The organism is Puia sp. P3 (assembly GCF_050632245.1).
Taxonomy (GTDB): Bacteria; Bacteroidota; Bacteroidia; order Chitinophagales; family Chitinophagaceae; genus Puia.
On the sequence record NZ_CP192583.1, the window covers coordinates 3,658,098 to 3,682,259 of the forward strand.

Consider the following 24,162-nt stretch of genomic DNA (forward strand, 5'->3'; position numbering starts at 1 on the left):
GAAAGGCCTCTCTTCATTTAATGTATAGTAAAAGAATCCAGCACCTGATTGAACCTCCACTCATCCCGGGCCCACCTCCCGCAAGCCGCGGTACAGGTGATCAGATAGGCAGTACCCTGATAGACCACGATATACAGCCTCTGCTCCAGCTCTGCCTTATTCGCCATCTGACCCGTAAAATCGACCCACCGGCCCCGCATTCCCCCGATCGATCTCTCCCCCTTCCCGATCAACCGGAACCGCGCCACCGAACCCGTTATACGACGGACATTCGCGTCAAAATACTTGTCCAGCGACGCCCCGTCCGTCTGAGCCACGGTCACACTGACGTTTGGCCGAACCTGCCCAGCCGTATCCGGAGACAGCGCCGCCGTCAGCCGAATACCCGACAGCACCGTGTCGACCTTCTTCCAGCCCGAAGGCACGGAAAAACTGTAACTCCTGGCGCCACCCGACGCGCAACCCCAAAACAGCAGCCCCATAAAAACAATTCGCCTCATAATCGGCCGCAAGATAAGCCAACACCTTCAAACAAATTCAGAACTAGGTTGTTAATCGCACTACTCAACACAAGATATCATGACAACCACCGCCACCCAACAAGAGCTTTTTGTACAATCCGGACTCCTCACCTGGGAGCAGTCCATCAAAAGAGCGACCGCCTTCTTCGATGGAATTTCTGACGAAGACCTGAACAGGGAGATCCTTCCCGGCAAGAACCGCGTCGTCTATCTCCTTGGACACCTGACCGCCGTTCACGACCGCATGCTTCCCCTCCTCGGACTCGGCGAACGCCTCTTCCCTCACCTCGACGAGCTCTTCGTGACCAACCCGGACAACGCCTCGGCCAGCTTCCCCCTGCATCCCAGCTGCGGGAATACTGGACGACGATCAACCAACGCCTGACCAACCAGCTTCCGGAGCTGGACGCCCGAAGAATGGCTGCAAAAACACACGGCCGTATCCGACGAAGATTTCGCCAGAGAACCGCACCGCAACCGCTTTAGTCTGGTGCTCAACAGGGCCGGTCACGTCCAGTACCACCTCGGACAGCTGGTCTGGTTGAAAAAATAGATCGCCTGCCGCCCGTTAATCGGTTGAAAGACTGCTATTTTTAGGTTTTTGTACCCTAAATTTGCAGCCATAACAAAAACCATTCATGTCTTTCTTCCAGGATAAAGTAGTTGTAATCACCGGTGGCAGCGATGGCATCGGAAAAGCGCTGATCGAAGCCCTTATCCCTCTCGGCGCAAAAGTCGCAACCTGCGGCCGCAGCCACGACAAGATCTACAAGCTGCAGATGGAATATTCCAACGTCCTTCTGCACGCCGTCGCCTGCGACGTCAGCAAGGAAGAAGAATGCCGCCGCTTCATCGAATCCACCATCGAGGAGTTTGGCGGCATTGACATTCTCATCAACAACGCCGGCATCAGTATGCGGGCCCTCTTCATGGACGCCGAGACGGAAGTGACCAGAAAGGTGATGGAGGTCAACTTCCTCGGGGCCGTGTACTGCACCAAATACGCCCTGCCCTCGATCCTCGAAAACAAGGGCACCGTCGTCGGGGTCTCTTCAACAGCCGGCTATCGCGGCCTGCCCGGCCGCAGCGCCTACTCCGCCAGCAAATTTGCGCTGCAGGGCTGGCTCGAATCCCTCCGCACCGAATTGCTGCACAGTGGCGTCCACGTTATGTGGGTATGCCCTGGCTTCACGGCATCGAATATACGCATGGCCGCCCTCGACAGCCACGGCGACTCGCGCGGAGAGACCGTTCTCAACGAAGGCAGCCTGATGAGCGCGGAAGTCTGCGCCCGCCACATCCTTCGGGCCATCGAAAGACGCAAACGCACGCTAGTACTGACCCTCCTCGGCAAAGTCACGGTATTACTGAACAAGGTCGCGCCCTCACTGGCAGACCGCCTGACCTACAAACACTATTACAATAAGAAAGGGGAGTTCGTCAAATAAAGCGGAATGGCCTTAATCACCCTGACATCGGATATCGGTCAAAAGGATTATCTCGTGGGGGCTGTAAAAGGCCAGCTAGCACAGATCAACCCTGCCTTCAACGTCATGGACATCTCCCATGAGTTGTCCCCCTTCAACTATCCCCAGGCCGCCTATGTCTGCCGCAACGCCATCCGGCACTTCCCACCCTATACCCATCATATCATCCTGGTCAACCTCTTCGAGAAAAAGCCGGAACAGCTGCTGCTCGCCTTTCACAATGACCAGTACCTGCTCTGCGCCGACAACGGCCTGCTGACCATGATCCTCGAAGGACGCCCCGAAATGGTCATCGGTCTTCCCCTCGACAAAACCTCCGTAAAAAATACCCTGTACTGCGTTGGCGTCATGGGCCGCGCTATACAAAAACTCGTCGACGGCGACAGCCTCCTCAGCATCGGCACACCCGACCCTTCTTTTACGGAAAAGAACCACCTGCGGCCCGTCTTCGCAGACAGCTGGATCGAAGGACAGATCATCTTTATCGACGCCTTCGAGAACGTCATCGTCAACATCACCCGCGAAGAATTTGAAGAAAAAGAAAAGGAAGAAGCTTCCGCATCGTTTTCAAACGCGATGAAGTGATTGAAAAGATCAGCGAGACCTACGCCGACGTCAATGAAGGGGAAAAACTCGCCATCTTCAACTCCGCCGGCTACCTCGAGATCGCCATCCAAAAAGGCAACGCCGCCGGCCTCTTTGGTTTACAGGATTTTACAGAACAGTCCCAGAATCAGTATCTCCAGAGCAGGCTGTTCTACCAGACCGTCCGGGTCTTTTTTGAATAACAGCCCGCAAATAGGTTAATAACCCGCAAAATCTGCCCCCCATCCAAGGAATATCCCGGATTTTACCGTTAATTCGCGCGGAAAACCTAAAAAATCGACCATATAATATGAATTTCAACCGTGTGAATAACATTGTGGGCTGGATAGTAGGATTGATTGCCTGTACCGTCTATGTCATGACGATGGAGCCTACCGGCAGCTTCTGGGACTGCGGCGAGTTCGTTTCCAGTTGCTATAAGCTCCAGATCCCCCACCCGCCCGGCGCTCCCCTCTTCGTCCTTCTCGGCAGGTTCTTCATCATCCTGTTCGGCGACAATCCCCTGACCGCCGCCCGCGGCGTCAACTTCATGAGCGCCATCGCCAGCGGACTCTCCATCCTCTTCCTGTTCTGGACCATCACCCATTTCGCTCGTAAGATCGTTCAGGACAGCGACAGGCTGACGGGCTCCGGAGGACACACGCTACCCGAACCGACCAAATCACAGACCTTCACCATCCTCGCCGCCGGCGTCGTTGGCGCCCTGGCCTATACCTTCTGCGACTCCTTCTGGTACAGCGCCGTCGAGGGCGAAGTATACGCCTCCTCGGCCTTCTTCACCGCCCTCGTCTTCTGGGCCATCCTGAAATGGGAACACAACGCCGACAAACCCGGCTCCGACAAATGGATCATCTTTATCTTTTATATGATGGGACTCTCCATCGGCGTCCACCTGCTGAACCTGCTGACCATCCCCGCTATCGTGATGGTATACTACTTCAAAAGGTATAAACCCACGCTCTGGGGATCCATCTCCGCCTTCATCATCGGCTGCGCCATCACCGGCGTAGTCCAGAAATTCGTCATACAGTATACCATCAAGGGCGCAGGAGCCTTCGACATCTTCTTCGTCAATTCGATGGGAATGCCTTTCTTCTCGGGTTTCGCGACATTCTTCGTCCTCCTCGTCGTAGCGCTGTTCTTCGTGATCCGCTGGGCCGCCAAAAAGGCTACTACTACGTCAAACTCGGCCTCTGGTGCGCGTCCTTCATGCTACTGGGCTATTCTACCTATTTCACCACATTGATCCGCAGTACCGCCAACCCCGGCGTGGACATGTACAACGTCGACAACCCCGTAAGCCTGGTTGGCTATCTCAGCCGTGACCAGTACGGCGACTGGCCCATCCTCTACGGCCCCGACTTTCAGGACCGCCCCGAAAGATCCGACGCCGGCAACCTCTACGTAAAAGGGCAGGACAAATACGAGATCGCCGGAAAAATATCCGCAACGGACTGGGGCAGCACACCCTCTTCCCACTTCTTCCCGCGCATGTGGGACGGCAGCAACGACCGCGGACAGATCGACTGCTACCGCCAGTTCTCCGGCCTCAGCGAAGGAGAGAACCCCACCATGGCCGACAACATCAAATACTTCGTCAGCTATCAGAACGGCTTCATGTTCCTCCGCTATTTTCTGTGGAACTTCAGCGGCAAACAAAATGACCTGCAGGGCTTCGGCAACAACCGCGACGGCAACTTCATAACGGGCATCCCCTTTCTTGACGACCTCATGTACGGCGACCAGAGCCGCATGCCCGATACGATCAAAAAGAGCAACAAGTCCAACAACCGGATGTTCATGCTTCCGCTGATACTCGGCCTTATCGGCTTCTTCTACCAGCTGAAACGCAGCAAGAACGACTTCTGGGTAACGCTCCTGCTGTTCTTCTTCACCGGCTTCGCCATCGTCGTGTATCTCAACCAGGCCGGCTATCAGCCTCGCGAACGGGACTATGCCTATGCCGGCGCCTGCTACGCCTTTGCCATCTGGATCGGCCTCGGCGTCATATGGGTAAAAGACATCTTCGAAAAATATGCGCTGAAGGGCAAAGCCGACGCCGCCAACTACGCTGCCGCCGGTCTCTGCTTTCTCGCCGTCCCTGTACTCATGGGCAGCCAGGAATGGAACGACCACGACCGCAGCAAAAAGACCCTCGCCCGCGACATCGGAAAAGACTACCTCGAGTCCTGTCCGCCCAACGCCATCCTCTTTTCCTTCGGCGACAACGACACCTATCCTCTGTGGTACGCCCAGGAAGTGGAAGGCATCCGCCCCGACGTACGCGTTATGAACTACAGCCTGCTCGGCACCGACTGGTACATCAACCAGCTGCGATATAAGGTCAACGAAAGCAGCCCCACCGACGTCATCTTCACACCCGAACAGATCCAGGGCAACAGCCGCGACGCCGTTCCCCTGCAAGCCCTGCCGGGATTCGACCAGAACAAATACTACGACGCCTACGATATGTTTAAGAACGTCGTCGGCAGCAGCGACCAGAAATATACGGTCTCCTCCCAGGACGGTGACGTATACAATATCCTCCCGGTACACAAACTCTCCGTACCCGTGGACGCCAACCTCGTGCGGTCGAATGGCACCGTCAACGCAGGCGACTCCGTGGTCAGCGAGCTGCACCTGGACATTTCCAAACAAAAAGGCTACCTGTTCAAGAACGAACTGGCCGTCCTCGCCATCATCGCCGCCAACCACTGGCAACGCCCGATCTGCTTTAATTCCACCTACGAAGTTGACGCGCTCGGCCTCACCAAATACATCCGCCAGGACGGCCTCGCAGGCCGGCTCGTGCCCGTAGAGAGCAAGAACGCCAACTTCGGATTCTACAACAACGACGTCGCCTATAAGAACATGATGACCAAATTCGGCTTCGGCAACGCCGGCACCTCCGGCGTCTACTACGACGAAGAGAACCGCCGTCACCTCAACACCCTCCGCGCAGCACACGCGCAGCTGGCGCTGAGCCTCATCGACGCAGGCAAAAAGGACCAGGCCAAAAACCTCCTGGAGCATTTCGACCAGAACGTCCTCGAGTCAAACTTCCCCTACGGCATGACATCCAACCGCGGCAATCAGCACAACCGCATCTCGATGAGCTTCCTGCTGGCTGCCTACGAAGCTGGCGACCAGTCCCTGGCCCAAAAGTGGCCGCATCGCTGAGAAAAGACCTCACACAGCAAATGCGCTACTATAATTCACTGGGCGATAACATGACGAACGAACAGCTCGCCATCAACGCCCAGATGCTCACCCAGGGCAAAGGCGGGAACCTGTCCAACCGCCAGGCTTCCTTCGCCAATGACATCCTCAGCAGCTTCCAGATGATCCTTCAACTGGATGAATGGCAAAAACAATTCGGAGCCGGCGCCAAAGGAAATACCCAAACGCCGGGGAGCGAGAATGCACCCGCTGTGATCAACGATACCAACAAATAAGCCAGACCCCCATAGGCTGGCGGCCCACCTAAATAGGACAAGAAACCCGGTCAAATGACCGGGTTTCTTCATAGAACCAAATCGTTGAATAAGTTGTTTTTAATTGGTAACTTCAATCCCAGGGCAATATTATGATAGGACATCATTTTACGAAATACGATCCCAACGAGAACAGCAAGTCCAGATTCGACCAGCTGCTGGAGATCTTTATGCAACTGCTGAGCTATACCAACGGAGACGTCTCCGAAGCCCTGCAGTGGCTCAACCAACTCGACAAAGAATACCAGCTGACGGACGACGAATACGGAATGGGGGACTTTATCGAAGAGCTGAGAGAAAAAGGCTATATCGACGACAACAAACAGACCGGTGAGATCACCATCACTCCAAAGACCGAACAGGGCATCCGCCGGCGTTCGCTGGAAGAGATCTTCGGCAAGCTGAAAAAGACAAAACAGGGCAACCACAATACCTTCAAACCAGGCGGGGGTGACGAGACCAATCCCGAAACAAGACCCTTCGTGTTCGGCGACCAGCTGGAACAGATCGACTTTACGGAATCCATCCGCAACGCCCAGATCAACCACGGCATCGAAGCCTTCAGTATGCAGGAAGACGACCTCAAGATCCGCGAGACGGACTTCAAGGCACAGACCTCCACCGTGCTGATGATCGATATCTCCCACTCCATGATCCTCTACGGAGAGGACCGGATCACCCCGGCAAAAAAGGTAGCCATGGCCCTCAGCGAGCTGATCACCACAAAGTATCCAAAAGACACGCTCGACATCGTCGTCTTCGGCAACGACGCATGGCCGGTAGAAATAAAGGACCTCCCCTACCTTCAGGTGGGCCCCTATCACACCAATACGGTGGCGGGACTCGAACTGGCGATGGATATCCTGCGCCGCCGCCGCAATGCCAACAAACAGATCTTCATGATCACCGACGGCAAACCCACCTGCCTGAAGGTCGGCAAGCGCTATTATAAGAATAGTTTTGGACTGGACAGAAAGATCACCAGCCGCTGTCTCAACCTCGCGGCGCAGTGCAAAAAACTGAAGATCCCCATCACGACTTTTATGATCGCCAGCGACCCTTATCTCCAGCGATTCGTCAACGAATTCACGGAAACCAACAACGGAAAAGCCTTTTTCGCATCCCTCGACCGCCTCGGTAGCTTCATCTTCCGCGACTTCGAGAGCGGCAAACGGAAAACGGTATACTAAAAGCCCCCGGTGGCGCCGGGCGGAAAAAAACACTAAAACAACTAAATGGACATTACATCGATCAAGACACTTGGACAACTAAAAAAATCCGGATACAAGAGCAGATCCGTAAAGGAAGAAGTACGCGAGAACCTTATAAAAAAACTGAAGAACAAAGAAACGACCTTTCCAGGCATTCTTGGCTATGAAGATTCGGTCATCCCGGATACCGAACGGGCGCTGCTGTCCCGTCACAATATCCTGTTCCTCGGTCTCCGCGGACAGGCAAAGACAAGAATGGCCCGCCAGATGACCCAGCTGCTCGACGAATGGGTCCCCTATGTGGCCGGCAGCGAGATCAACGACGACCCGTTCAGCCCCATCTCGAAGTTCGCCCGCAACCTCGTCGCCACCAAAGGCGACGACACCCCCATCAGCTGGCTGCACCGCAGCGAACGCTATGGGGAGAAACTGGCCACACCCGACGTCAGCGTCGCCGACCTCATCGGCGATATCGACCCGATAAAGGCAGCCAACCTCCGGCTCAACTTCGCCGACGAAGAGGTCATCCAGCTTCGGCATCATACCCAAAAGCAACCGCGGCATCTTCGTCATCAACGAGATCCCCGACCTCCGAGGCGCGCATACAGGTCTCCCTGTTCAACATCCTCGAAGAAGGAGACATCCAGATCCGGGGATTCAAGCTGAGGATGCCCCTCGATATGCTGTTCGTCTTCACCGCTAATCCCGAAGACTACACGAACCGCGGCAGCATCGTAACCCCGCTGAAAGACCGAATCGAAAGCCAGATCCTGACGCACTACCCGAAAAGCATCGATACCGCGCTGGCCATCACCGAACAGGAAGCCGACGTCCACGAAGAACAAAAAGGCCGCGTCATCATCAGCGACCTCGTCAAACGCCTGATCGAACAGGTCTCCTTCGAGGCCCGCACCAGCGAATACGTCGACAAAAAGAGCGGCGTCTCCGCCCGCCTCACCATCGCGGCCTTCGAGAACGCCGTCAGCGCAGCCGAACGCAGGGCCATTCTCAACAACGAAAAAGACACCCAGGTCTGGATGAGCGACCTCATCGGCATCGTGCCCTCCATCACCGGTAAGATCGAACTCGTCTACGAAGGCGAACAGGAAGGCCCCTACCAGGTAGCATTCAACCTCCTCGAAAAGGCGTTCCGCTCGCAGTTCGTTAACTATTTCCCCAACCCCGACCAGCTGAAGAAAAGAAAGGCCGACGCCAGGGACGACAACCCCTTCCGGCCGATCACGCACTGGTTCGACAAAGGCAACCACCTCAACCTCTTCTTCAATACACCCGACAGCGAAAAGATCCAGCAGCTCTACAAAGTTGACGGTCTCCACGCCATGGTGAAGAAGTACTTCAAAGGCGCTAACGAACGCGAGACCGCACTCCTCATGGAGTTCGTCCTCCACGGCCTCGGCCGCCTACTCCCTCATCAGCAAAAAAGCTGGTGGAAGGAAAGATCGAGTTCAAGGACCTCATCGGGTCGATGGTCAACCTCGGCTCGACCGGCAGCAGCTTCGGCAACGAAGAAGACGACCTCGAAAGCGACGATTTCAACTAACAATAAAAAAGCCCGGGTCCCAAAAATATCTTTGGAGCAATCCGGGCTTTTCGTTTAACGCAGATCAAAATATATTCACTTCCTTTTCCAGCATCACCCCAAATTTCTCATTGACGCTGAACAGTATCTCTTCACTCAGATCATAGATCTCTCTGCCAGTCGCATTTCCATAGTTGACGAGCACCAGCGCCTGCTTCGCATGACAACCCGCATCGCCCCGCCGGAAACCCTTCCAGCCACACTGCTCGATCAACCACCCCGCCGCCAGCTTCAGCCCGACAGGACGCGGATACGCGACGATCGTCGGGTATTCCCTCTGCAACTCCTCGTACTTCTCTTTCGAAACCGTCGGATTCTTAAAGAAACTCCCCGCATTGCCGATGATTTTCGGATCAGGTAGCTTCGACTGCCGAATGCTGACCACAGCCTGCGACACAGCACGGATATTCAGGTCCTTTACCCCCATCTTCTCCAGCTCGTTCCGGATATCGCCATAGGAGGTATGGAACACCGCCTTCCTGTTCAGCCGGAAAGTGACGTTCAGTATCACCACACGGTTCTTATACTTCCCTTTAAAGATACTTTCCCTGTAACCGAACTCACAGTCATTCGCGCTGAACACATATACCTTCTGCTCGTCGATGACAAAAGCCTCCAGCTCATGAAAAACATCCCTGATCTCCACCCCATATGCGCCGATATTCTGCATAGGCGCCGCACCGACACTGCCGGGAATCAGCGAGAGGTTCTCCACCCCGGCCCAGTCCCGCTCCAGACAGTAAAGCACGAAAGAGTGCCAGACCTCGCCGGCGCCTACTTTCACATAAACATACTCCTCATCCTCATGCAACAACTCCACCCCGCCGATCTCATTCTTCAGCACAAGACCGTCAATATCGCGGGTCAACAAAATATTGCTCCCCCTCCGAGTATCAAAGGTGGCGCAGGCGAAAACCCCAGCAATTCGGCCAGCTGATCCTGACTGGAAAAAGCGGAAAAATATCGGGCCTCGGCGTCGATGCCAAACGTATTATACGACCGGAGAGAAATATTTTCGGATATATTCATGTTGGTAAAAATAGTAGTTATATCGCATCTACGTCGGGAATGATCACCACACTCTTCCATTGCTGGCTGTTCTGCACAATGGCCGTCTGCTGCTGGATGACGTGCTTCGCAAAATTGATCGTATGCCCGTCCTTCGGCAGCTTGAGCATCAGCTCCATCAGATACTGATTGCGTATTCGCCCTATCACGGGCTCGGCCGGCCCCACCAGATAAGGGCCAAAATCCTTTTTCATATTGTTGGCAAAAAAAGACGCCGCCGAATGTACAACCTCCTTGTCCCGGTGCCGGAATGTCACCTGTATCACGCGGGTATAGGGCGGATAACCGAACTGCTGGCGCGCGGCGATCTCGTGCCGGAAGAAGAGCTTGTAGTCGTGCGCCTTGACATAGCCGAGGACTGGATTTGCCGTATTCGCCACCTGGATCAGCACGCTGCCATGTCCATCCCTGCGCCCCGCGCGCCCGCTGACCTGCTCCATCAGCTGAAAGGCCCGCTCGTTGACTCGGAAGTCCGCAAAATTCAGGATACTGTCGCCGTCGAGAATACCCACCAGACTCACGTTGTCGAAGTCCAACCCCTTCACCACCATCTGCGTCCCAACGAGGATGTCTCATGCGCTGCTGCTCGAACTGCTGGATAAGACTGTCGTGCGCCGTCTTACCCCGGACGCTGTCGATGTCCATACGAGCCACCCGCGCCTTCGGAAAAACTTCCTCGAGGTATTCCTCGATCCGCTCGGTCCCGAAATTACGCTGGACAAATTTATGATTGCCGCAGGCTGCGCAGGTATTTACGGGCGGATAGACCGTCCCGCAATAGTGACAGTGCAGCTTATTGGTCAGCTTGTGAAAGTTCAGCGAGACATCGCAGTTGCGGCACTGGGGTATCCAGCCGCATACCTCACAGACCTGATACGGAGAATAGCCTCGGCGGTTCTGGAAAAGGATAACCTGACGGCCCGCCGCGAGCGACTGTTCGATCGAGGCGTGCAGCGCCGGACTCAAAATAGGCTTGCCATTATCCCGCGAGCCGGTCTGCGGCTCTTCGGACGCCTTCACTTCCTCTTTGTCCCTCAGCCAGTCTGCCCCCGATAGGGCTGCTGCACCGGCGCCGGCTTTTTCACATACCTCAGCGCCTTCGTATCTACTACCGTTATCTCAGGTAACTTTACCTGTCCATACCGCTCCATCAGTTCCACCAGCGCGTACTTTCCCGAGACTGCGTTATAATAGGTCTCGACCGACGGCGTAGCGCTCCCCAGCAACACCCTCGCGCCAAACAGCGACGCATAGTAGATCGCGGCATCCCGCGCATGATAGCGCGGCGCAGGCTCCTGCTGCTTGTAGGAAGGGTCGTGCTCCTCGTCGGCCACGATCAGCCCCAGGTCCAGGAAAGGAAGGAAAATGGCCGACCGGGCGCCGAGAATGATCTTCAGCTCGCCCGTGCGGATCTTGTTCCAGATCTCCAGCCGCTCGTTCTGGCTGAATTTACTATGGTAGATGCCGATCAGCCCACCAAAATGCTTCTGCAATCTGCGGATGATCTGAGACGTTAGCGCAATCTCCGGCAGCAGATACAGCACCTGCTTACCCTGACGAATGGCCTCCTCCATCTGACGGATATACACCTGTGTCTTGCCGCTGGACGTCACTCCGTGCAGCAGACATACCGACTTGTGCTGAAAGGCCAGATCGATCTCGTCGTACGCCGCCTGCTGAGCCGGCGTCAGCTGAAAATCGATCAGAACTTCCCTTGGCAGGTACTTGATTCGGTCTACCTGCCTCTTTTCGATCCGCAGGATATTCTTCTCGACCAGTCCCTTCAGCTGCGCATCGGAGGCCCCGGACTTCTTCAGCAGCTCGGGCCGCGTGACGCTCCCCTCCGTCCGCGACAGATGCAGATAAGCCAGCAGCAGCTCCTGCTGTTTGGGCGCACGGCCCCAGTTGTTCAGCAGATCGGCCAGCCTGTCTTCGTTATTGTATTCGGGATTGAGAATGACGTAACTTTCCGTCTTAGCAGTATAGGTCTCCTTCAGCGATTCCCAGACAAAACAGACCTTTTTCTCGATCAGCCGCTTGATGACCGGATAGACATGGGAGGAGTCCAGCAACTGCTGCACCTCGGTGAGCTTCAGCTCTTTTTTGATATGCAGGGCCTCCGCAACGACAAATTCGTCGTTGTCCAGATGGGTAAAATCATCCCCCGTCTCCTCATTAAATACAAGAATGGTCTCGCTGTTCAGCTTGAAATGGGCGGGCAGCGCCGCCGCCATCACCTCTCCTTCGCTGCACAAATAGTAGCCCGCTATCCACTCCCAAAGCTTCAGTTGGGCGGGATGAAGGATCGGCTCGTTGTCCAGCAGGTTTCCGATAGGCTTGGGCTCGAAAGCCGCGGGCTTCTCGTCGTGCAGACGCCGGACGATACCCGCATATTTCTTGTTCCTGAGCTCCACCTCCACACGACAACCCTCCCGCACCTGTCCCATCCATTTTTCGGGTACAGACCGGGTATAATTCCTTGGCAGAGCCAGGGGTATGATGACATCAGCGTACATGGGGGGACAAATTTACACTAATTCCCTAACAGGCACCGCCCAACTATTTCCCGCTCCCCCGGCATCGGCCTCCGCAACTAATCCGCGATCCAGGACGCGCTGTATCTCCTCAGACCTTCCTCCATAATCTCATACACCCTGCTCTTCAGTTCCGGAAGATCGCCGATCGTCAGCCCCTCCACCTCCACCGCGGCCAAAAATATGGCCCTCGTCTTCCCCGGCCGCAGGCTGAATATGCTCGAATAGTGCATTCGGTCATAGGTATCGAGAAAAAGGATCGGCTGCAATGGCGTCTGCGTCTCGATCGCAATCCGGAAAGCGCCGTCATAAAAATCCTTCAGCGGGCGGCGGGTCTCGTTGAACGTACCCTCGGGAAAAATAAACACCGATGTATCCATCGCCAGTACCGACTTCAACTCCCGGACACTCCGCGACCGCTGCTGGGCATTTCTCCGGTCAACCATCACGACCGCCCGGCTGTAGATATACCCGAAGACCGGCACCTTCGCCATCTCGGCCTTGCCCAGGACCCGAAATCCGTTGCGGCGCAGCGCTTGAAGGATCATCGGAATATCGAGATAAGAAATATGATTGGAAACGAACACGTACTGCCGCCCTTCTTCCGGCTGCTGCTCATAAATATTGGTGTGACGGATACCAACACCCGCCAGCCAGAGATCATCCCACCAGCGGCAGACCCGGTAGATCCTGTCCCCGCCAATCTTCGGCCCCTGCAGAGAAAAGACCACCACCAGCGGAAATACCAGCAGCATCCCCGCTATGAACAGCAGCAGCGCGTAGATACAGTAGACCCACCAGAACGGTTTCAGAAGAGCTCGCATTGATAGGGGTTAAATTCTTTATTTGCAGTCACACTGCCACTCCACACCCAACTCGATACAGGTAATGACCACCAGCCCCCGGCTGGACGGCGCGAAGATGATCCGCAAATGCTGTCCTTCCATCGTATGTCCCTCCAGGGCATACTTCGGGTCAGGACGGGCGTCCGGCTCGCTCTTGGCGTAGTTGATCTCTCCTTGCTCCAGCACCTCCCGAATTTCCTTTTCCGTAATATGACGGCAGTCCATCCGGCAACGGGCATGACGGGTAAGAATAAGGCGGGTGGCGTGCCGGTCGATCGGGTCGCCTCCCCGAGTCTCCGGGCCACTCCCGCCGGTCCCCGGCCGCAGCCCGCAAGGAACAGCAAAATAACTACTAGTATTCTGATCATCAACCTGTTAAATATCATACACTCAGACAAAGATAATAGCCAGCTGCCAATATCTGCTAAGAGAATGTATCTTTGCGCGCTGATGACGGATCAAAGAAATAAGACAATAGCTTTCCACACTCTGGGGTGTAAACTCAACTACTCGGAAACCTCGGGCATGTCCCGCCTCCTGGAGAACGAAGGGTTTGAAAAAAGGAGTTTGACGAGGTGGCCGACGTATACGTCATCAATACCTGCAGCGTTACAGAGAACGCCGACAAGGAATGCCGCTACCTGGTCCGCCGGATTCAGCGTCAGGCGCCGGAAAGCTTTGTGGTGATCACCGGCTGCTATGCACAGCTAAAACCCGCGGAAATTGCACAGATCCCAGGCGTAGACCCTGAGTACTCGGCGCCGCGGAGAAATTCAATATCGCCCAGCACCTGCGCGAACTGTCCAAAGGCGACGAGGCGAAGATCTGCAGCTGCGATATCGAAGACGTCAGCGGTTTTAACGCCTCCTGGTCGGTCAACGACCGCACCCGGACTTTCTTAAAAGTACAGGACGGCTGCGACTACAGCTGCTCTTTCTGCACCATCCCCATGGCACGGGGAAAAAGCCGCAGCGACACCATCGCCCATACCCTAACCACCGTAAAAGAACTCGCACAGCGCGGCGACGTCCGCGAGATCGTACTCACCGGTGTCAACCTCGGCGACTTCGGCAGGGGCCCCGACGGAGAAACCCGGACCGAAGATTTCTTCGGCCTGATGAAAGAACTCGACCATATCGAAGGCATCGACCGCTACCGCATTTCCTCCATCGAGCCCAACCTGCTCACACCGGAAATGATAGAATGGGTAGCCGGCAGCCGCCGCTTCATGCCGCATTTTCATATTCCCTTGCAGTCCGGCAGCAACCGCATCCTCGGCCTGATGCGCCGGCGCTATAAACGCGAGCTGTACGCCGAAAGGGTCCGGCTGATCCGGCAATTGATGCCCCACTGCGCCATCGGCGTGGACGTCATCGTCGGTTTCCCCGGCGAAACGGACGAAGATTTTAAAGATACCTTCGACTTCCTCCACGAACTGGACGTCTCCTATCTCCACGTCTTCACCTACTCGGAAAGGGACAATACAAGAGCCCTCGAACTCCCCGGCAAAGTCCCCATGAACCTGCGAAACCAAAGGAACAAACAACTCCGCAACCTTTCCGGCAGAAAATGCAGTATTTCACCCGGCAGCACGAAGGCCAGACACGAAAAGTATTGCTGGAAGGTCACGTGAAATCGCCGATGATGGAAGGATACACCGACAACTACATCAAGGTGACAACCCCTACCGCGAAGAATGGGCCAATACGATCCTCGACTGGCAGCTATAGGCAACTTCACCCTTTTTCTTCCCGTATGTTATTAGAAGGCGTAAACCTGCCCCCAGTTCGGCACAGGGATTGCGAGCGTGAACTTTAGAGCCGAAGTATTGTTAATCTAAAGAGGAATTATTATGCGAAAATTTCAGGTGACGATCCAATTTGAGATGAACGATGAATTTGCGGCACTGGTCCCCCCTCACCGCACTTACATCAACAGGCTGATAGAACAGGGCGTTATTGACCACTACGTGGTGACAATGGAGACCCAGCGGGTTTGGATTACGATCTCCGCGGAAGACAAAAAATCCGTCGAAAAATACCTTTCCAAGTCTCCACTGTTCAAATACTGGACCTACGAGATAGACGAATTGTTTATGGTAGACGGCCTGCACTACCGGCTGCCGGTGGTGCAATTGAATTGACGAAAATCAACTTTTCCCGCACCCGCGCCACCTAGCCCCGGTCTGCACCCTTCTTTTTCTGTGTCCACGCCGGCTTCGTCTTTAACACTTTCTTGTAAATAGGACAGCCCTCGGAATGCGCCCCCCGCAAATACCCGGTACTCATCAAAAACTCCCCCACGATCTCTCCCCCGGTAAACCGGAAAGTCTTCCTGAACAGTTTTACCCACTCTTCTTTGCTCATGGGATGGTGCTTGTCCAGCCAGTCTTTAAATGACCCGTGTTCCTTCTGGATCGCTTTTATCGTTTTGGCATTTTCGATGGTCGCATCCACCTTCAGCCGGTTGCGGATGATCCCCGCGTCGGCCAGCAGCCGCTCGCGCTGCTTTTCTCCATACCGCGCCACCTTGTCGATATTAAAATCGTCAAATGCCCGGAAAAAATTATCCTTTTTATTGAGAATAGTCGTCCAGGATAGCCCCGCCTGGTTGATTTCCAGGATAAGCCTGGCAAAAAGATGATTGTCGTCGTCGATTGGAAACCCATATTCCTTGTCGTGGTAGTGTACGTGTACATTGTCTTTGTCCATTCTGGCGACGACGGCACAATAACCGGAGAGTTTTTCCATATTCATTAAATTGCGATGTCAAATATAATTTTTCTATGCCAAAGACCATCCTCTCCGTCTTACTTCTTGCCTTAGCTTCCATCTATACCGACGCACAAACGGTCGCCGGCCTACCCGAAAACCCCAGTCCCGCCGGCTATGACCCGCAGGCCCTCTTCGCTCCCGGCTTTTACAACGACCTCCACCTGGCCACCCGCCAGCCGAACGGCGCACCCTCCGCCACCTACTGGCAGAACCGCGCCGACTATACCCTCGCCGTAAGACTCGACACGCTGAACAACCAACTCGAAGGCTCGGCACAGCTCCGCTATACCAACAACAGCCCCGACACCCTGCATTCGGTATGGCTCTATCTTGACCAGCAGACCTACCGGAAAGACGCCCGCTCCAACTACTACACCGACTACGCCGCCGGCGGACACACCGACGGCTATCGAGCTGCAGTCGGTAAAACTCGAACAGGGCGGTATCACCGCCGACGCGGACTACGTCGTCACCGACACCCGCATGCAGGTCCGGCTGAAAAGACCGCTGAACCCCAAAGGCGGTAGGCTGAGCATAACCATAAAATACAAATACACGATACCCGGCAGCTTCGGCAACCGCACCGACTATACCTCCACCCGCAATGGTAAGATCTTTGAAATTGCCCAGTGGTATCCCCGGGTCTGCGTCTATGACGACCGCGGGGGATGGAACACCCCTTCCCTTTCTCGGCAGCGGCGAGTTCTACAATGAGTACGGCGACTTCGACTACCGCGTCACCGTCCCCTCGGGACATGATCGTAGCCGGTTCGGGGAGAACTAGTCAACCCCGAGGAAGTGCTGACCCAAAAGAAGCCGCGCGGCTGACCGCCGCACATAGCAGCGACGCAACGGTCATGATCCATCCGTCAGAAGCCATCGGCGACCCCGCCAGCCGTCCCGTCCGCCAGGGCACACTGACCTGGCACTTTAAAATGTCGAATACCCGCGACGTGGCCTTCGGCGCCAGCCGCGCCTACATCTGGGACGCCGCCCGCGTCAACCTGCCCGGAGGGAAAAAGCCCTGGCCATGTCCGTCTACCCGATAGAAAGCGCCGGCGCCGACGCCTGGGGCAGAGCCACGGCATACCTCAAGGCTTCGATGGAATATTTCTCCGAAAAATGGTTCGTGTATCCCCGGCCGGTAGCCGTCAACGAGGCGGGCATCGCCGGCGGGATGGAGTATCCCGGAATCGTTTTTGACGGCATCACCGACAAAGGGAAGGAACTGTACTGGGTGACGGCGCACGAGATCGGCCACAACTGGTTCCCCATGATCGTCGGCTCCGACGAACGTACCTACGGCTGGATGGACGAAGGCTTTAATACCTTTATCGATATCTACGCCTCCGACGCCTTCAACAAAGGCGAGTTCGCACCAAAAAGGGACGGCGAATACGCTCCAGGCGGCGGCAACCCGGTCGAAGAGATCGTTCCCCTGCTAAAAGACCCGCAGGCTCCCCCGATGATGACCCGCGCCGACGCCATCCCGGAAACCTACCGCCATCCCATGACCTATTTTAAACCCGCGCTCGGCCTCGTCCTGCTGCGCGAGAATATCCTCGGCCCCGACCGCTTCGACTACGCCTTCCGCCAGTATATCCGCAACTGGGCCTACCGCCATCCCGGTCCCGACGACTTCTTCCACACTATGGACAACGAAGGCGGCGAAGACCTCTCCTGGTTCTGGCGGGGCTGGTTCATGCACAACTGGTCCCTCGACCTCGCGGTGCAAAACGTAACCTCATCCGACGTCACTATCACCAACCTTGGACAGATGGCCATGCCCGCGACTCTTGAACTGACATGGAAAGACGGTACCCGCCAGCGCGTCGCCCTCCCGGTCGAGACATGGCTCCAATCCGGCAAGCGTACGCTACATTTCGAGACCACCCAGCCTCTCGTCTCGGTCACCATCGATCCCGACAAAACCCTGCCGGACATCAACCGCAACAACAACAGCTGGCACAGCGGCTCCAACTAATGGGCCGCCAGAACCCGTTCAACTAATGGGCCGCCAGATTGGTCAACTCGTTCACGGTCTCCATTTCGCCCTCGGAGACCCGAAGTACCTTCATGCCCCTTGCATCCCTGATCTGTACCAGATAGACCGTGGATTGGCCCGGCGCGCTGACCTCATCGATATAGGAGATGATATAGTCGTAATAAGTGCTCCTGACCAGAGACCTCACATCGCGGGGCAGCTTGTTCTCGCCATACGCCCCCAGGGTGAACAGCCAGTTCCCTTTCTCGCTGTAAAGTACCCGGTACCGGATACTATCTTTTACAAACCTAACCTGCCATCCGCCTTCTTTCATCGGTTGCCAGTCTGCGTCGACGGCAGTCGCATAGGTCTTCACAAAATTGCAAAGAATCCACCCCGCGTCATCTTCACCACGGCCTACCGCAAATTCGCGATCGAAGGCTTCGAACTCAACGCAGTCGACTATCTGCTAAAACCTATTTCCTTCGAGCGCTTCCTGATGGCCGTCAACCGCGTCCTCGAAAACCCACCCGCCGTTCCCATATCCGTCACCCCATTTCCCTCCCCCACTCCCTCCCGCGTCGCCACCACCCGACACCAACATCTACTTCCGCGCCGACCGCAAAATGCAAAAGGTCCTTCTGTCCGATATCCTCTATATCGAAAGCCTCAAAGACTACTCCCGCATCGTCACCAGAAATAAAAAGATCATCACCAAACAGGGCATCTCCTTCATCGAGGGCCAGCTCCCCGAAATGCCTTTATCCGTATTCACCGTTCTTACATCGTCGCTATCGACAAGATCGAATCTTACACCACCGACCTCATTGAGATCGACCACCAGGGAACTCCCCATCGGCCGCATGTTCCGCCACGAAGTCGAACGGACCCTGCGGTCATAACTTCCCTTTCATCCCCACCCCAGTTTCCTACTCTCGCATCCTCCACTACCTGCCCCGCGAACATCCCCGCGTGAACCATCCGTGAACCATTCCCCATCTCCCGACCATCCCCGCGTGAACCGGCCGTGAACCATTCCCCATCTCCCAACCATCTCCGCGTGAACCATCCGTGAACCGCCACAACCAGCGACCCCTCCGCGTGAACCAACCAACCCTCGAACCAAACCCACCCCAACGAACCCGCGTGAACCACCACGATCTCCCCAACCCCAAGTCCCCACTGGTTTCTAACCCTTTACAAAAAAATCCTCCAAAAAATCTCCCAAATAATTTTTGCCGGAATCCTCCCGAGTCTTATCTTTGCACTCCTTTCAACGGAAAACACCGGAAAAAAGGGAAAAAGACAAGGGAGTTTAGCTCAGCTGGTTCAGAGCATCTGCCTTACAAGCAGAGGGTCGGCGGTTCGAACCCGTCAACTCCCACTAAAAAGACCTTGATCACTCAGGGTCTTTCTTTTTTACGGCTACTCGAAATCGAGTACACGCGTTAGATTGACTTTCAAAGATTTCTGAGAGGCTTATGCCTCCGTTTTGCTCTTTTCGGAGGTTCTCAAGGGGTCCTTTATTAGCGAATTTGTCGCTTTTTACGGCCACCAAACAATTCCTCCGATTTCGCTGCCTGCACAAGTTCTGCACAAAAACCGCCCGGAAAGGTTAAAGCGGTTTGATTCATCTAAGTTAAGCATTTAAATTGTGGGTATAACAAATCTCAACTTCTATTTGCGATTGAATGTCGTCGACAAAGGCTTTGTCATTTGGATAGCAAACTAAAAATGAGATGTCGTCTTGAGAAATACCAGACTGCCATTGGCTGAGGACGAAGGGAGTGATGAGTAAGGTTTACATAGGACATTTATTAATAATCACGAAAGGCGAACTTTCGTCAATACGAACCCCTCAATGTCATCTACATCCATTTCCCCTGGAAGACCTCGCCTGTTTCAGGGTGATGAAAAATCGCAGCAATTTTTTCACCAGGTGCCAAATTGATCGAAAAAGAATCCTCTTCATTTTCCACGACTGTTGACGACGAGAAGTCCAACCGTTCCTTCCGGATTTCATCGGTCGGAAAATGATATGCACGATCAAACAACGGCGGAGGATGTGGAAGCGACAATTCTCTATCTGGAACTGCAATATCATTCAACCCAAAAGGAACCGCCATGATGTAAATTGTATTCAAAGTAAATAACATAAACACCCTGGAGAATACATCCATGTCCGGATAGCGTGCCCTGAATATATACCCTGTTGGCCGTTCGAAACCGTACGTATAAGGAAATTTATATCGTAAGATATGGGCGAAAGCCCGCCCTTCCTCCTCAAATGCAGTGCCCCGGATAAATTCCAACCCCAATCTGTATTCCGGCGTGAATTCCTCATGCAAGCACGAGAATGCCATTTTCGCAAACGCCTTATAGACGGAATATGCGATATAAGGCTGTTTCTTCCCTTTGAGGGTGAATAAACCCGTCACCTGATCATAGATAAAGCTCGCGCTTCCAAATGGTCGTTTAGCTGCCACCTCCCCGCCCCCATCTGCGGCCCTTCTCGACTCGACCCGTATGGTACTGTCCTTGAATGTAGGCATCTTTTCCTTTCCTTTCGTAAGCATCATCGTCCTGGACATGCCCAAGTACTTTGACAACTGATCTTCATATTTGCCGAAGATGAAATTGCAAGTATCGCACTCAGAGTCCGATACTAGAAACTTATTCCCCAATAATTCTGGGAAAACATGAGGTTCGCTATTGAATGTAACCTCTCCATAGGGCTTCCCACAAAACCGGCACATACGCTCCACCTTTGGCACCCTATCCGCCTTCCGGATCTTTTCCGATGGGCAACTTGCCCAAGATTCAACCTCATACGCCCTAAAGAATAGCTCCGCCTCCATCGCATATTCCTCAGGAAAATAGAATTTCTCATTGAGGCCGTGCATAAATTCGTTTCGTGGCATAAAAAAATATGTGGGCGCAATCGCACTCCCGAGGCACAAAGATACTCTTATGCCCGCGCACTCGGCTAAAAGTGAATCTCGAAAAATTATTATTTCATCTGTAACCAAAATTAAAAAATCTGCATTCGTTCGATCCTGAAGGCAGTTTTAGACTTGACCATTTCATATACCCTCGCATGTGGTAAATTTGCCGCCACAAACTCGACCATCTCAAAGCGTTCCCTTTCCGGCATCTTACATCCCAATGTGACCTCCACTACTGTTTCTGGCCTCAAATAAGCCTTAACTCTCGAAAATTCCGCTCTCGTCAACCGATATTCTTCCTCGTATTCCCAAACCAAAGATTTGGTGCCGATCAATTTTTTGAAATGCGTGAACACATCGTCAAACAAACTTAGTAGTGGTAATTGTTCTTGATACTGCATGTGTGCAAACTGGCATTTGGCATCTTCGAATAGTTTGTACTTGTCAAATCCGACACAAATTCCCGCATGCGAATTCGCGTAGTGTGACCACAACAAGAAATTATCTGGTTTCCGGCAAAGGCATACTACCCCAAATTGCTTGCTCATTGTTTCAAGCACCCATTTCTCAAATTCTTCCAGGTAATGCCCATCCTTAAAATACCCGCGCCTTTGGTACTCATAGCTATCTTCATGAACACGTTGTTCATCCCAATCGGGATGCTCTTTTTTGGTCATCTCGCGGTATTTTCTAAAAATGTTTTCCTCTGTTAGTTCCGCAGGATCATAGCGATATGGTACCGTGCCGTCAAAGGGATCATTAAACTGATCAACCGAAGCAAAATACAATTCCCGGTGCGTAAGCAATTTTCTGTGGTATTCATTATGCCAATCTCTATACTTATATAAGACGTCAGGGACGTCTTCTAAGAATTTAATCATATATTTATTGAACGTTGAAATACCCTCTAAGATATAATTCTACACTGACCCAACAAACCGTGTTTTAACGGACCTCCCATACGCCTAACTTCCGTATATTGGCAACTAACATCAAAAAACGCCATAATGGACCTAAAATACCTCTACGACTTAGGGCGAGACCTGGGCATTTTCACGGTCGCCTCCCTCCTAATAAAACAATTCATCCAATCATCCGCAGACAAATCCATTGCCCAACACAAAAATCAACTTGACATCCTTTTAAGTAGCCACCAACTCAACCTCAACACTAATCTGGAACGATACAAAGCAGAACTAAACCTCCGAGCTACCCGCCAAACCTATCTACACGAAAAGCGCCTCGAAGTGATCGCCGAGCTATACACCAAACTAATCAATTTGGTATCCGCCCTTCAGGAAATGACGCGACGTATACATCCCGTAATAGAAAATGCAGAGGCAGAAGAACAACAACGAGTCGCGGCTGCACATAAGGCTTATGCGGAGTATAATAATTATTATTTCTATCACAAATTGTACTTCACGAAAGCGGTAGGCGATCTCCTTGAAAATATTCGTGGACAATACCACTCGGTAACCTGGGATTATTGGGAACCGCGGCGTCTGCAAGAAATCGCCGGGGGGCGACTCCCTTCCAACGAACTTGAACGAGCTTTGGAAACGTCCCGCCAAGCCACGGCCAAAGTCCTCAAAGAAATACCAGAAATCCTCGAAAAGCTGGAGCACGAATTCCGATTACTACTAGGTGTCACCGAGCCTGACCGCCAATCGTGATAAGCCAATGGAAAAGGCTAAATTAGCATAACCAATGATCATCACAGACCTCGAGACCCATCTATTGCCCGCTATCGCCGGCGCCGAAGAAATTTGGATTGCTGTTGCTTTAATAACAGACGACGGCTTCCAAAAGATCCGGCCCGCCCTCGCCGGTATTAAACAGAACTACCTAATCGGTATAAATCTCCCCACCGAACCCAGCGCCCTTCATCAAATCATGGAGAGTATCCGGCCCGGTAGAATCCGTGCCCGCCTCGCTGGCGACGCGCCAACTTTTCACCCCAAGGTATACATCATCAAAAACCCGAATGGATACCTCGCCTTTGTCGGCTCTGCTAACCTCACCGTCCCCGGTCTTCGCGGCAACCATGAAATGTCGTATATGGTCACCGATCAGGGCGATTGCCAACGTCTCGTCAGTTGGTTCCAGGAGCACTACGACCAAGCATTCATTCTGGACAAGGACATCATCGACGATTACCGCGACAACTACCCTCCGGAAGACCAGGGATCCGCCGCCAACCATACCCGCCGCCCCTTACGCCTACGCCGCCCCTCCGGCAACGACAAAATTTTCGAAGACAGAGACCTAACCCACCAATATTTCGGCAAAAATGACTACCTCGCCTTTCGCCAGGAACTACAACGCGATGACTCGAAAGAAGCCAACCGCGAAAGAAGTGTCGTGTGGGAAAAATTCCGCCAATTTCACCGCGAACTATTCCCACAACTCGCAGCCAACGACATTGACAACCTGGACCATCACGCTCGAGACCACAATATCGTTTCCTTATATTACCATGTTGAAAAAGGTGAAAAGGATATCAACGCCATGTGGCTTAGCTATGGGAAAAAACAAGCAGAGGTCAGGCGATACCAAAACGCCCACAAAATCGACTATACGGAATCGGAAAGAGACGGAGAAAGAGACCCCTACAGCTTTATCAATCATTCCAGGCTCCAGGTGAGAATTGAAATGAAACCCATGGGGTTTGGCATATGGCTTCTATTCGCTAAAAACAATGCCGGAGACTACGACCGTAAACACTTTCGCGATAAAATGGACGAAGATTCAAGATATCGCCAGGACTTTTACGACCGCCTGAAATCCTTACGTGATCCTTATTGGATCCGGGTAAATACCCAACGTCGGCTTGTAACCGAATTCACCAGCCCCGACCAGTTACACCAATTCACCCGAACCGACAGGCGCCAGGAATATTTTACCATTGGCCGCGATTACGACATCGCCGATCCCGCCCTTTTCGCAAACCCTATTGCAACAAACCACCCTTCGAGAATTCCGTCGGCTTTTTCCGCTCTATGACATGATGCGCCACCGATGGCCCTCCGGTCGTTAGTGGAGGAAAGCCTAGCTGCTGTGAGTCGATCAACCGTACCGATGATCTTTAGC

31 protein-coding genes, 1 tRNA gene and 2 pseudogenes are annotated in these 24,162 nt (G+C 53.7%); 23 read left to right on the forward strand and 11 right to left on the reverse strand.

Going from position 1 to position 24,162, the window contains the following annotated elements; genetic code table 11:
- Positions 1 to 17: 17 nt before the first annotated feature.
- Complete coding sequence (locus tag ACQ86N_RS22330; protein WP_431217043.1) at positions 18 to 482, reverse strand: PsbP-related protein; 465 nt, start codon at positions 480 to 482, stop codon at positions 18 to 20.
- A 97-nt stretch (positions 483 to 579) separates the two neighbouring features.
- On the opposite strand from ACQ86N_RS22330, the gene ACQ86N_RS22335 reads away from it, so the two are divergent.
- The 10 genes from ACQ86N_RS22335 (at position 580) to ACQ86N_RS22380 (ending at position 8,938) form a co-directional block, all read left to right on the forward strand.
- Complete coding sequence (locus ACQ86N_RS22335; RefSeq protein ID WP_431217044.1) at positions 580 to 906, forward strand: DinB family protein; 327 nt, start codon at positions 580 to 582, stop codon at positions 904 to 906.
- A 253-nt stretch (positions 907 to 1,159) separates the two neighbouring features.
- A complete protein-coding gene (locus tag ACQ86N_RS22340) occupies positions 1,160 to 1,969 on the forward strand; it encodes an SDR family oxidoreductase (protein WP_431217045.1) in 810 nt (269 codons plus the stop codon).
- 6 nt (positions 1,970 to 1,975) lie between these two features.
- Positions 1,976 to 2,593 (forward strand): SAM hydrolase/SAM-dependent halogenase family protein, encoded by a 618-nt coding sequence (locus ACQ86N_RS22345; protein WP_431217046.1) that lies wholly within the window; start codon positions 1,976 to 1,978, stop codon positions 2,591 to 2,593.
- Positions 2,590 to 2,796 carry an SAM hydroxide adenosyltransferase gene (locus ACQ86N_RS22350; protein WP_431217047.1) on the forward strand — a complete coding sequence of 69 codons (207 nt, stop codon included), beginning with the start codon at positions 2,590 to 2,592 and terminating at the stop codon, positions 2,794 to 2,796. The genes ACQ86N_RS22345 and ACQ86N_RS22350 overlap by 4 nt, the downstream gene beginning before the upstream one ends.
- A 107-nt stretch (positions 2,797 to 2,903) precedes the next feature.
- Positions 2,904 to 3,860: a glycosyltransferase family 117 protein gene (locus ACQ86N_RS22355; protein ID WP_431217048.1), complete on the forward strand. Its 957-nt coding sequence runs from the start codon at positions 2,904 to 2,906 to the stop codon at positions 3,858 to 3,860.
- The gene (locus ACQ86N_RS22360) at positions 3,824 to 5,794 is read left to right on the forward strand and encodes a hypothetical protein (RefSeq protein WP_431217049.1); all 1,971 of its coding nucleotides are present in this window, start codon (positions 3,824 to 3,826) and stop codon (positions 5,792 to 5,794) included. The genes ACQ86N_RS22355 and ACQ86N_RS22360 overlap by 37 nt, the downstream gene beginning before the upstream one ends.
- Positions 5,779 to 6,069 carry a hypothetical protein gene (locus ACQ86N_RS22365; RefSeq protein WP_431217050.1) on the forward strand — a complete coding sequence of 97 codons (291 nt, stop codon included), beginning with the start codon at positions 5,779 to 5,781 and terminating at the stop codon, positions 6,067 to 6,069. The genes ACQ86N_RS22360 and ACQ86N_RS22365 overlap by 16 nt, the downstream gene beginning before the upstream one ends.
- 131 nt (positions 6,070 to 6,200) lie before the next feature.
- Entirely contained in the window at positions 6,201 to 7,298 is a 1,098-nt protein-coding gene (locus ACQ86N_RS22370; protein ID WP_431217051.1) for a vWA domain-containing protein, read from the forward strand.
- A 45-nt stretch (positions 7,299 to 7,343) separates the two neighbouring features.
- On the forward strand, positions 7,344 to 7,985 hold the full coding sequence (locus ACQ86N_RS22375) for a hypothetical protein (RefSeq protein WP_431217052.1): 642 nt from the start codon (positions 7,344 to 7,346) through the stop codon (positions 7,983 to 7,985).
- Between the two features lie 2 nt (positions 7,986 to 7,987).
- The gene (locus ACQ86N_RS22380; protein ID WP_431217053.1) at positions 7,988 to 8,938 is read left to right on the forward strand and encodes a hypothetical protein; all 951 of its coding nucleotides are present in this window, start codon (positions 7,988 to 7,990) and stop codon (positions 8,936 to 8,938) included.
- Between the two features lie 6 nt (positions 8,939 to 8,944).
- Here the strand turns inward: ACQ86N_RS22380 and murB are convergent, their stop codons facing one another.
- The 6 genes and pseudogenes from murB to ACQ86N_RS22410 form a co-directional block, all read right to left on the reverse strand.
- A complete protein-coding gene (gene murB, locus ACQ86N_RS22385; RefSeq protein ID WP_431217054.1) occupies positions 8,945 to 9,787 on the reverse strand; it encodes a UDP-N-acetylmuramate dehydrogenase in 843 nt (280 codons plus the stop codon).
- A 178-nt stretch (positions 9,788 to 9,965) separates the two neighbouring features.
- The gene (locus ACQ86N_RS22390) at positions 9,966 to 10,538 is read right to left on the reverse strand and encodes a hypothetical protein (protein ID WP_431217055.1); all 573 of its coding nucleotides are present in this window, start codon (positions 10,536 to 10,538) and stop codon (positions 9,966 to 9,968) included.
- A 247-nt stretch (positions 10,539 to 10,785) separates the two neighbouring features.
- Positions 10,786 to 11,007, reverse strand: a pseudogene (locus tag ACQ86N_RS22395) (hypothetical protein); the annotation flags it as partial.
- A 14-nt stretch (positions 11,008 to 11,021) separates the two neighbouring features.
- Positions 11,022 to 12,503: a DEAD/DEAH box helicase gene (locus ACQ86N_RS22400; protein WP_431217056.1), complete on the reverse strand. Its 1,482-nt coding sequence runs from the start codon at positions 12,501 to 12,503 to the stop codon at positions 11,022 to 11,024.
- 77 nt (positions 12,504 to 12,580) lie between these two features.
- A complete protein-coding gene (locus ACQ86N_RS22405; RefSeq protein WP_431217057.1) occupies positions 12,581 to 13,345 on the reverse strand; it encodes a lysophospholipid acyltransferase family protein in 765 nt (254 codons plus the stop codon).
- Between the two features lie 18 nt (positions 13,346 to 13,363).
- On the reverse strand, positions 13,364 to 13,591 hold the full coding sequence (locus ACQ86N_RS22410) for a DUF4258 domain-containing protein (protein WP_431217058.1): 228 nt from the start codon (positions 13,589 to 13,591) through the stop codon (positions 13,364 to 13,366).
- Here ACQ86N_RS22410 and ACQ86N_RS22415 point away from each other — a divergent pair.
- From ACQ86N_RS22415 to ACQ86N_RS22430, 4 genes are all read left to right on the forward strand, one after another.
- Positions 13,577 to 14,053: a hypothetical protein gene (locus ACQ86N_RS22415; RefSeq protein WP_431218095.1), complete on the forward strand. Its 477-nt coding sequence runs from the start codon at positions 13,577 to 13,579 to the stop codon at positions 14,051 to 14,053. The two genes, ACQ86N_RS22410 and ACQ86N_RS22415, sit on opposite strands and share 15 nt — an antisense overlap.
- Positions 13,942 to 14,268, forward strand: a complete 327-nt coding sequence (locus tag ACQ86N_RS22420) for a hypothetical protein (protein WP_431217059.1) — start codon at positions 13,942 to 13,944, stop codon at positions 14,266 to 14,268. Before ACQ86N_RS22415 ends, ACQ86N_RS22420 begins: the two co-directional genes overlap by 112 nt.
- Positions 14,166 to 14,999, forward strand: a complete 834-nt coding sequence (locus ACQ86N_RS22425; RefSeq protein WP_431217547.1) for a MiaB/RimO family radical SAM methylthiotransferase — start codon at positions 14,166 to 14,168, stop codon at positions 14,997 to 14,999. Before ACQ86N_RS22420 ends, ACQ86N_RS22425 begins: the two co-directional genes overlap by 103 nt.
- Before the next feature lie 234 nt (positions 15,000 to 15,233).
- Positions 15,234 to 15,509 carry a hypothetical protein gene (locus ACQ86N_RS22430; protein ID WP_431217060.1) on the forward strand — a complete coding sequence of 92 codons (276 nt, stop codon included), beginning with the start codon at positions 15,234 to 15,236 and terminating at the stop codon, positions 15,507 to 15,509.
- A gap of 31 nt (positions 15,510 to 15,540) precedes the next feature.
- Here the strand turns inward: ACQ86N_RS22430 and ACQ86N_RS22435 are convergent, their stop codons facing one another.
- A complete protein-coding gene (locus tag ACQ86N_RS22435) occupies positions 15,541 to 16,116 on the reverse strand; it encodes a DNA-3-methyladenine glycosylase I (RefSeq protein ID WP_431217061.1) in 576 nt (191 codons plus the stop codon).
- A 35-nt stretch (positions 16,117 to 16,151) separates the two neighbouring features.
- Here ACQ86N_RS22435 and ACQ86N_RS22440 point away from each other — a divergent pair, with 35 nt between their 5' ends.
- The 4 genes from ACQ86N_RS22440 (at position 16,152) to ACQ86N_RS22455 (ending at position 18,124) form a co-directional block, all read left to right on the forward strand.
- Entirely contained in the window at positions 16,152 to 16,667 is a 516-nt protein-coding gene (locus ACQ86N_RS22440) for a hypothetical protein (protein ID WP_431217062.1), read from the forward strand.
- 125 nt (positions 16,668 to 16,792) lie between these two features.
- On the forward strand, positions 16,793 to 16,924 hold the full coding sequence (locus tag ACQ86N_RS22445; RefSeq protein WP_431217063.1) for a hypothetical protein: 132 nt from the start codon (positions 16,793 to 16,795) through the stop codon (positions 16,922 to 16,924).
- Positions 16,896 to 17,189 carry a hypothetical protein gene (locus ACQ86N_RS22450; protein WP_431217064.1) on the forward strand — a complete coding sequence of 98 codons (294 nt, stop codon included), beginning with the start codon at positions 16,896 to 16,898 and terminating at the stop codon, positions 17,187 to 17,189. The genes ACQ86N_RS22445 and ACQ86N_RS22450 overlap by 29 nt, the downstream gene beginning before the upstream one ends.
- Entirely contained in the window at positions 17,171 to 18,124 is a 954-nt protein-coding gene (locus ACQ86N_RS22455) for a M1 family aminopeptidase (protein WP_431217065.1), read from the forward strand. The genes ACQ86N_RS22450 and ACQ86N_RS22455 overlap by 19 nt, the downstream gene beginning before the upstream one ends.
- A 22-nt stretch (positions 18,125 to 18,146) precedes the next feature.
- Here the strand turns inward: ACQ86N_RS22455 and ACQ86N_RS22460 are convergent, their stop codons facing one another.
- Positions 18,147 to 18,500 (reverse strand): hypothetical protein, encoded by a 354-nt coding sequence (locus tag ACQ86N_RS22460; RefSeq protein WP_431217066.1) that lies wholly within the window; start codon positions 18,498 to 18,500, stop codon positions 18,147 to 18,149.
- A gap of 250 nt (positions 18,501 to 18,750) precedes the next feature.
- Between ACQ86N_RS22460 and ACQ86N_RS22465 the strand changes: the two are divergent.
- The 3 genes and pseudogenes from ACQ86N_RS22465 to ACQ86N_RS22475 all read left to right on the forward strand — a co-directional run.
- Positions 18,751 to 18,815 (forward strand): annotated as a pseudogene (locus ACQ86N_RS22465) (hypothetical protein); the annotation flags it as partial.
- Positions 18,816 to 18,893: 78 nt separating this feature from the next.
- Positions 18,894 to 19,100, forward strand: a complete 207-nt coding sequence (locus ACQ86N_RS22470; protein ID WP_431217548.1) for a hypothetical protein — start codon at positions 18,894 to 18,896, stop codon at positions 19,098 to 19,100.
- A gap of 333 nt (positions 19,101 to 19,433) precedes the next feature.
- Positions 19,434 to 19,508, forward strand: a tRNA-Val gene (locus ACQ86N_RS22475).
- Between the two features lie 484 nt (positions 19,509 to 19,992).
- Here ACQ86N_RS22475 and ACQ86N_RS22480 read toward each other — a convergent pair.
- Together ACQ86N_RS22480 and ACQ86N_RS22485 are read right to left on the reverse strand one after the other, a co-directional pair.
- Positions 19,993 to 21,027 carry an HNH endonuclease gene (locus ACQ86N_RS22480; RefSeq protein WP_431217067.1) on the reverse strand — a complete coding sequence of 345 codons (1,035 nt, stop codon included), beginning with the start codon at positions 21,025 to 21,027 and terminating at the stop codon, positions 19,993 to 19,995.
- A gap of 128 nt (positions 21,028 to 21,155) precedes the next feature.
- Positions 21,156 to 21,950: a DUF2971 domain-containing protein gene (locus tag ACQ86N_RS22485; RefSeq protein ID WP_431217068.1), complete on the reverse strand. Its 795-nt coding sequence runs from the start codon at positions 21,948 to 21,950 to the stop codon at positions 21,156 to 21,158.
- A gap of 126 nt (positions 21,951 to 22,076) precedes the next feature.
- On the opposite strand from ACQ86N_RS22485, the gene ACQ86N_RS22490 reads away from it, so the two are divergent.
- Both ACQ86N_RS22490 and ACQ86N_RS22495 read left to right on the forward strand, forming a co-directional pair.
- Positions 22,077 to 22,745: a hypothetical protein gene (locus ACQ86N_RS22490; protein WP_431217069.1), complete on the forward strand. Its 669-nt coding sequence runs from the start codon at positions 22,077 to 22,079 to the stop codon at positions 22,743 to 22,745.
- 34 nt (positions 22,746 to 22,779) lie between these two features.
- Positions 22,780 to 24,075 (forward strand): phospholipase D-like domain-containing protein, encoded by a 1,296-nt coding sequence (locus ACQ86N_RS22495; RefSeq protein ID WP_431217070.1) that lies wholly within the window; start codon positions 22,780 to 22,782, stop codon positions 24,073 to 24,075.
- Positions 24,076 to 24,162: the final 87 nt, after the last annotated feature.

What these genes read in the sequence shown, in the direction of transcription:
- ACQ86N_RS22330 (WP_431217043.1), bottom strand. Translation starts at nt 482, where the DNA reads ATGGGGCTGCTGTTTTGGGGTTGCGCGTCGGGTGGCGCCAGGAGTTAC.
- ACQ86N_RS22335 (WP_431217044.1), top strand. Translation starts at nt 580, where the DNA reads ATGACAACCACCGCCACCCAACAAGAGCTTTTTGTACAATCCGGACTC.
- ACQ86N_RS22340 (WP_431217045.1), top strand. Translation starts at nt 1,160, where the DNA reads ATGTCTTTCTTCCAGGATAAAGTAGTTGTAATCACCGGTGGCAGCGAT.
- ACQ86N_RS22345 (WP_431217046.1), top strand. Translation starts at nt 1,976, where the DNA reads ATGGCCTTAATCACCCTGACATCGGATATCGGTCAAAAGGATTATCTC.
- ACQ86N_RS22355 (WP_431217048.1), top strand. Translation starts at nt 2,904, where the DNA reads ATGAATTTCAACCGTGTGAATAACATTGTGGGCTGGATAGTAGGATTG.
- ACQ86N_RS22360 (WP_431217049.1), top strand. Translation starts at nt 3,824, where the DNA reads ATGCTACTGGGCTATTCTACCTATTTCACCACATTGATCCGCAGTACC.
- ACQ86N_RS22370 (WP_431217051.1), top strand. Translation starts at nt 6,201, where the DNA reads ATGATAGGACATCATTTTACGAAATACGATCCCAACGAGAACAGCAAG.
- ACQ86N_RS22375 (WP_431217052.1), top strand. Translation starts at nt 7,344, where the DNA reads ATGGACATTACATCGATCAAGACACTTGGACAACTAAAAAAATCCGGA.
- ACQ86N_RS22380 (WP_431217053.1), top strand. Translation starts at nt 7,988, where the DNA reads ATGCCCCTCGATATGCTGTTCGTCTTCACCGCTAATCCCGAAGACTAC.
- ACQ86N_RS22390 (WP_431217055.1), bottom strand. Translation starts at nt 10,538, where the DNA reads ATGGTGGTGAAGGGGTTGGACTTCGACAACGTGAGTCTGGTGGGTATT.
- ACQ86N_RS22400 (WP_431217056.1), bottom strand. Translation starts at nt 12,503, where the DNA reads ATGTACGCTGATGTCATCATACCCCTGGCTCTGCCAAGGAATTATACC.
- ACQ86N_RS22405 (WP_431217057.1), bottom strand. Translation starts at nt 13,345, where the DNA reads ATGCGAGCTCTTCTGAAACCGTTCTGGTGGGTCTACTGTATCTACGCG.
- ACQ86N_RS22415 (WP_431218095.1), top strand. Translation starts at nt 13,577, where the DNA reads ATGACGGCAGTCCATCCGGCAACGGGCATGACGGGTAAGAATAAGGCG.
- ACQ86N_RS22410 (WP_431217058.1), bottom strand. Translation starts at nt 13,591, where the DNA reads ATGGACTGCCGTCATATTACGGAAAAGGAAATTCGGGAGGTGCTGGAG.
- ACQ86N_RS22435 (WP_431217061.1), bottom strand. Translation starts at nt 16,116, where the DNA reads ATGGAAAAACTCTCCGGTTATTGTGCCGTCGTCGCCAGAATGGACAAA.
- ACQ86N_RS22440 (WP_431217062.1), top strand. Translation starts at nt 16,152, where the DNA reads ATGCCAAAGACCATCCTCTCCGTCTTACTTCTTGCCTTAGCTTCCATC.
- ACQ86N_RS22445 (WP_431217063.1), top strand. Translation starts at nt 16,793, where the DNA reads ATGACGACCGCGGGGGATGGAACACCCCTTCCCTTTCTCGGCAGCGGC.
- ACQ86N_RS22450 (WP_431217064.1), top strand. Translation starts at nt 16,896, where the DNA reads ATGATCGTAGCCGGTTCGGGGAGAACTAGTCAACCCCGAGGAAGTGCT.
- ACQ86N_RS22455 (WP_431217065.1), top strand. Translation starts at nt 17,171, where the DNA reads ATGTCCGTCTACCCGATAGAAAGCGCCGGCGCCGACGCCTGGGGCAGA.
- ACQ86N_RS22480 (WP_431217067.1), bottom strand. Translation starts at nt 21,027, where the DNA reads ATGCACGGCCTCAATGAGAAATTCTATTTTCCTGAGGAATATGCGATG.
- ACQ86N_RS22485 (WP_431217068.1), bottom strand. Translation starts at nt 21,950, where the DNA reads ATGATTAAATTCTTAGAAGACGTCCCTGACGTCTTATATAAGTATAGA.
- ACQ86N_RS22490 (WP_431217069.1), top strand. Translation starts at nt 22,077, where the DNA reads ATGGACCTAAAATACCTCTACGACTTAGGGCGAGACCTGGGCATTTTC.
- ACQ86N_RS22495 (WP_431217070.1), top strand. Translation starts at nt 22,780, where the DNA reads ATGATCATCACAGACCTCGAGACCCATCTATTGCCCGCTATCGCCGGC.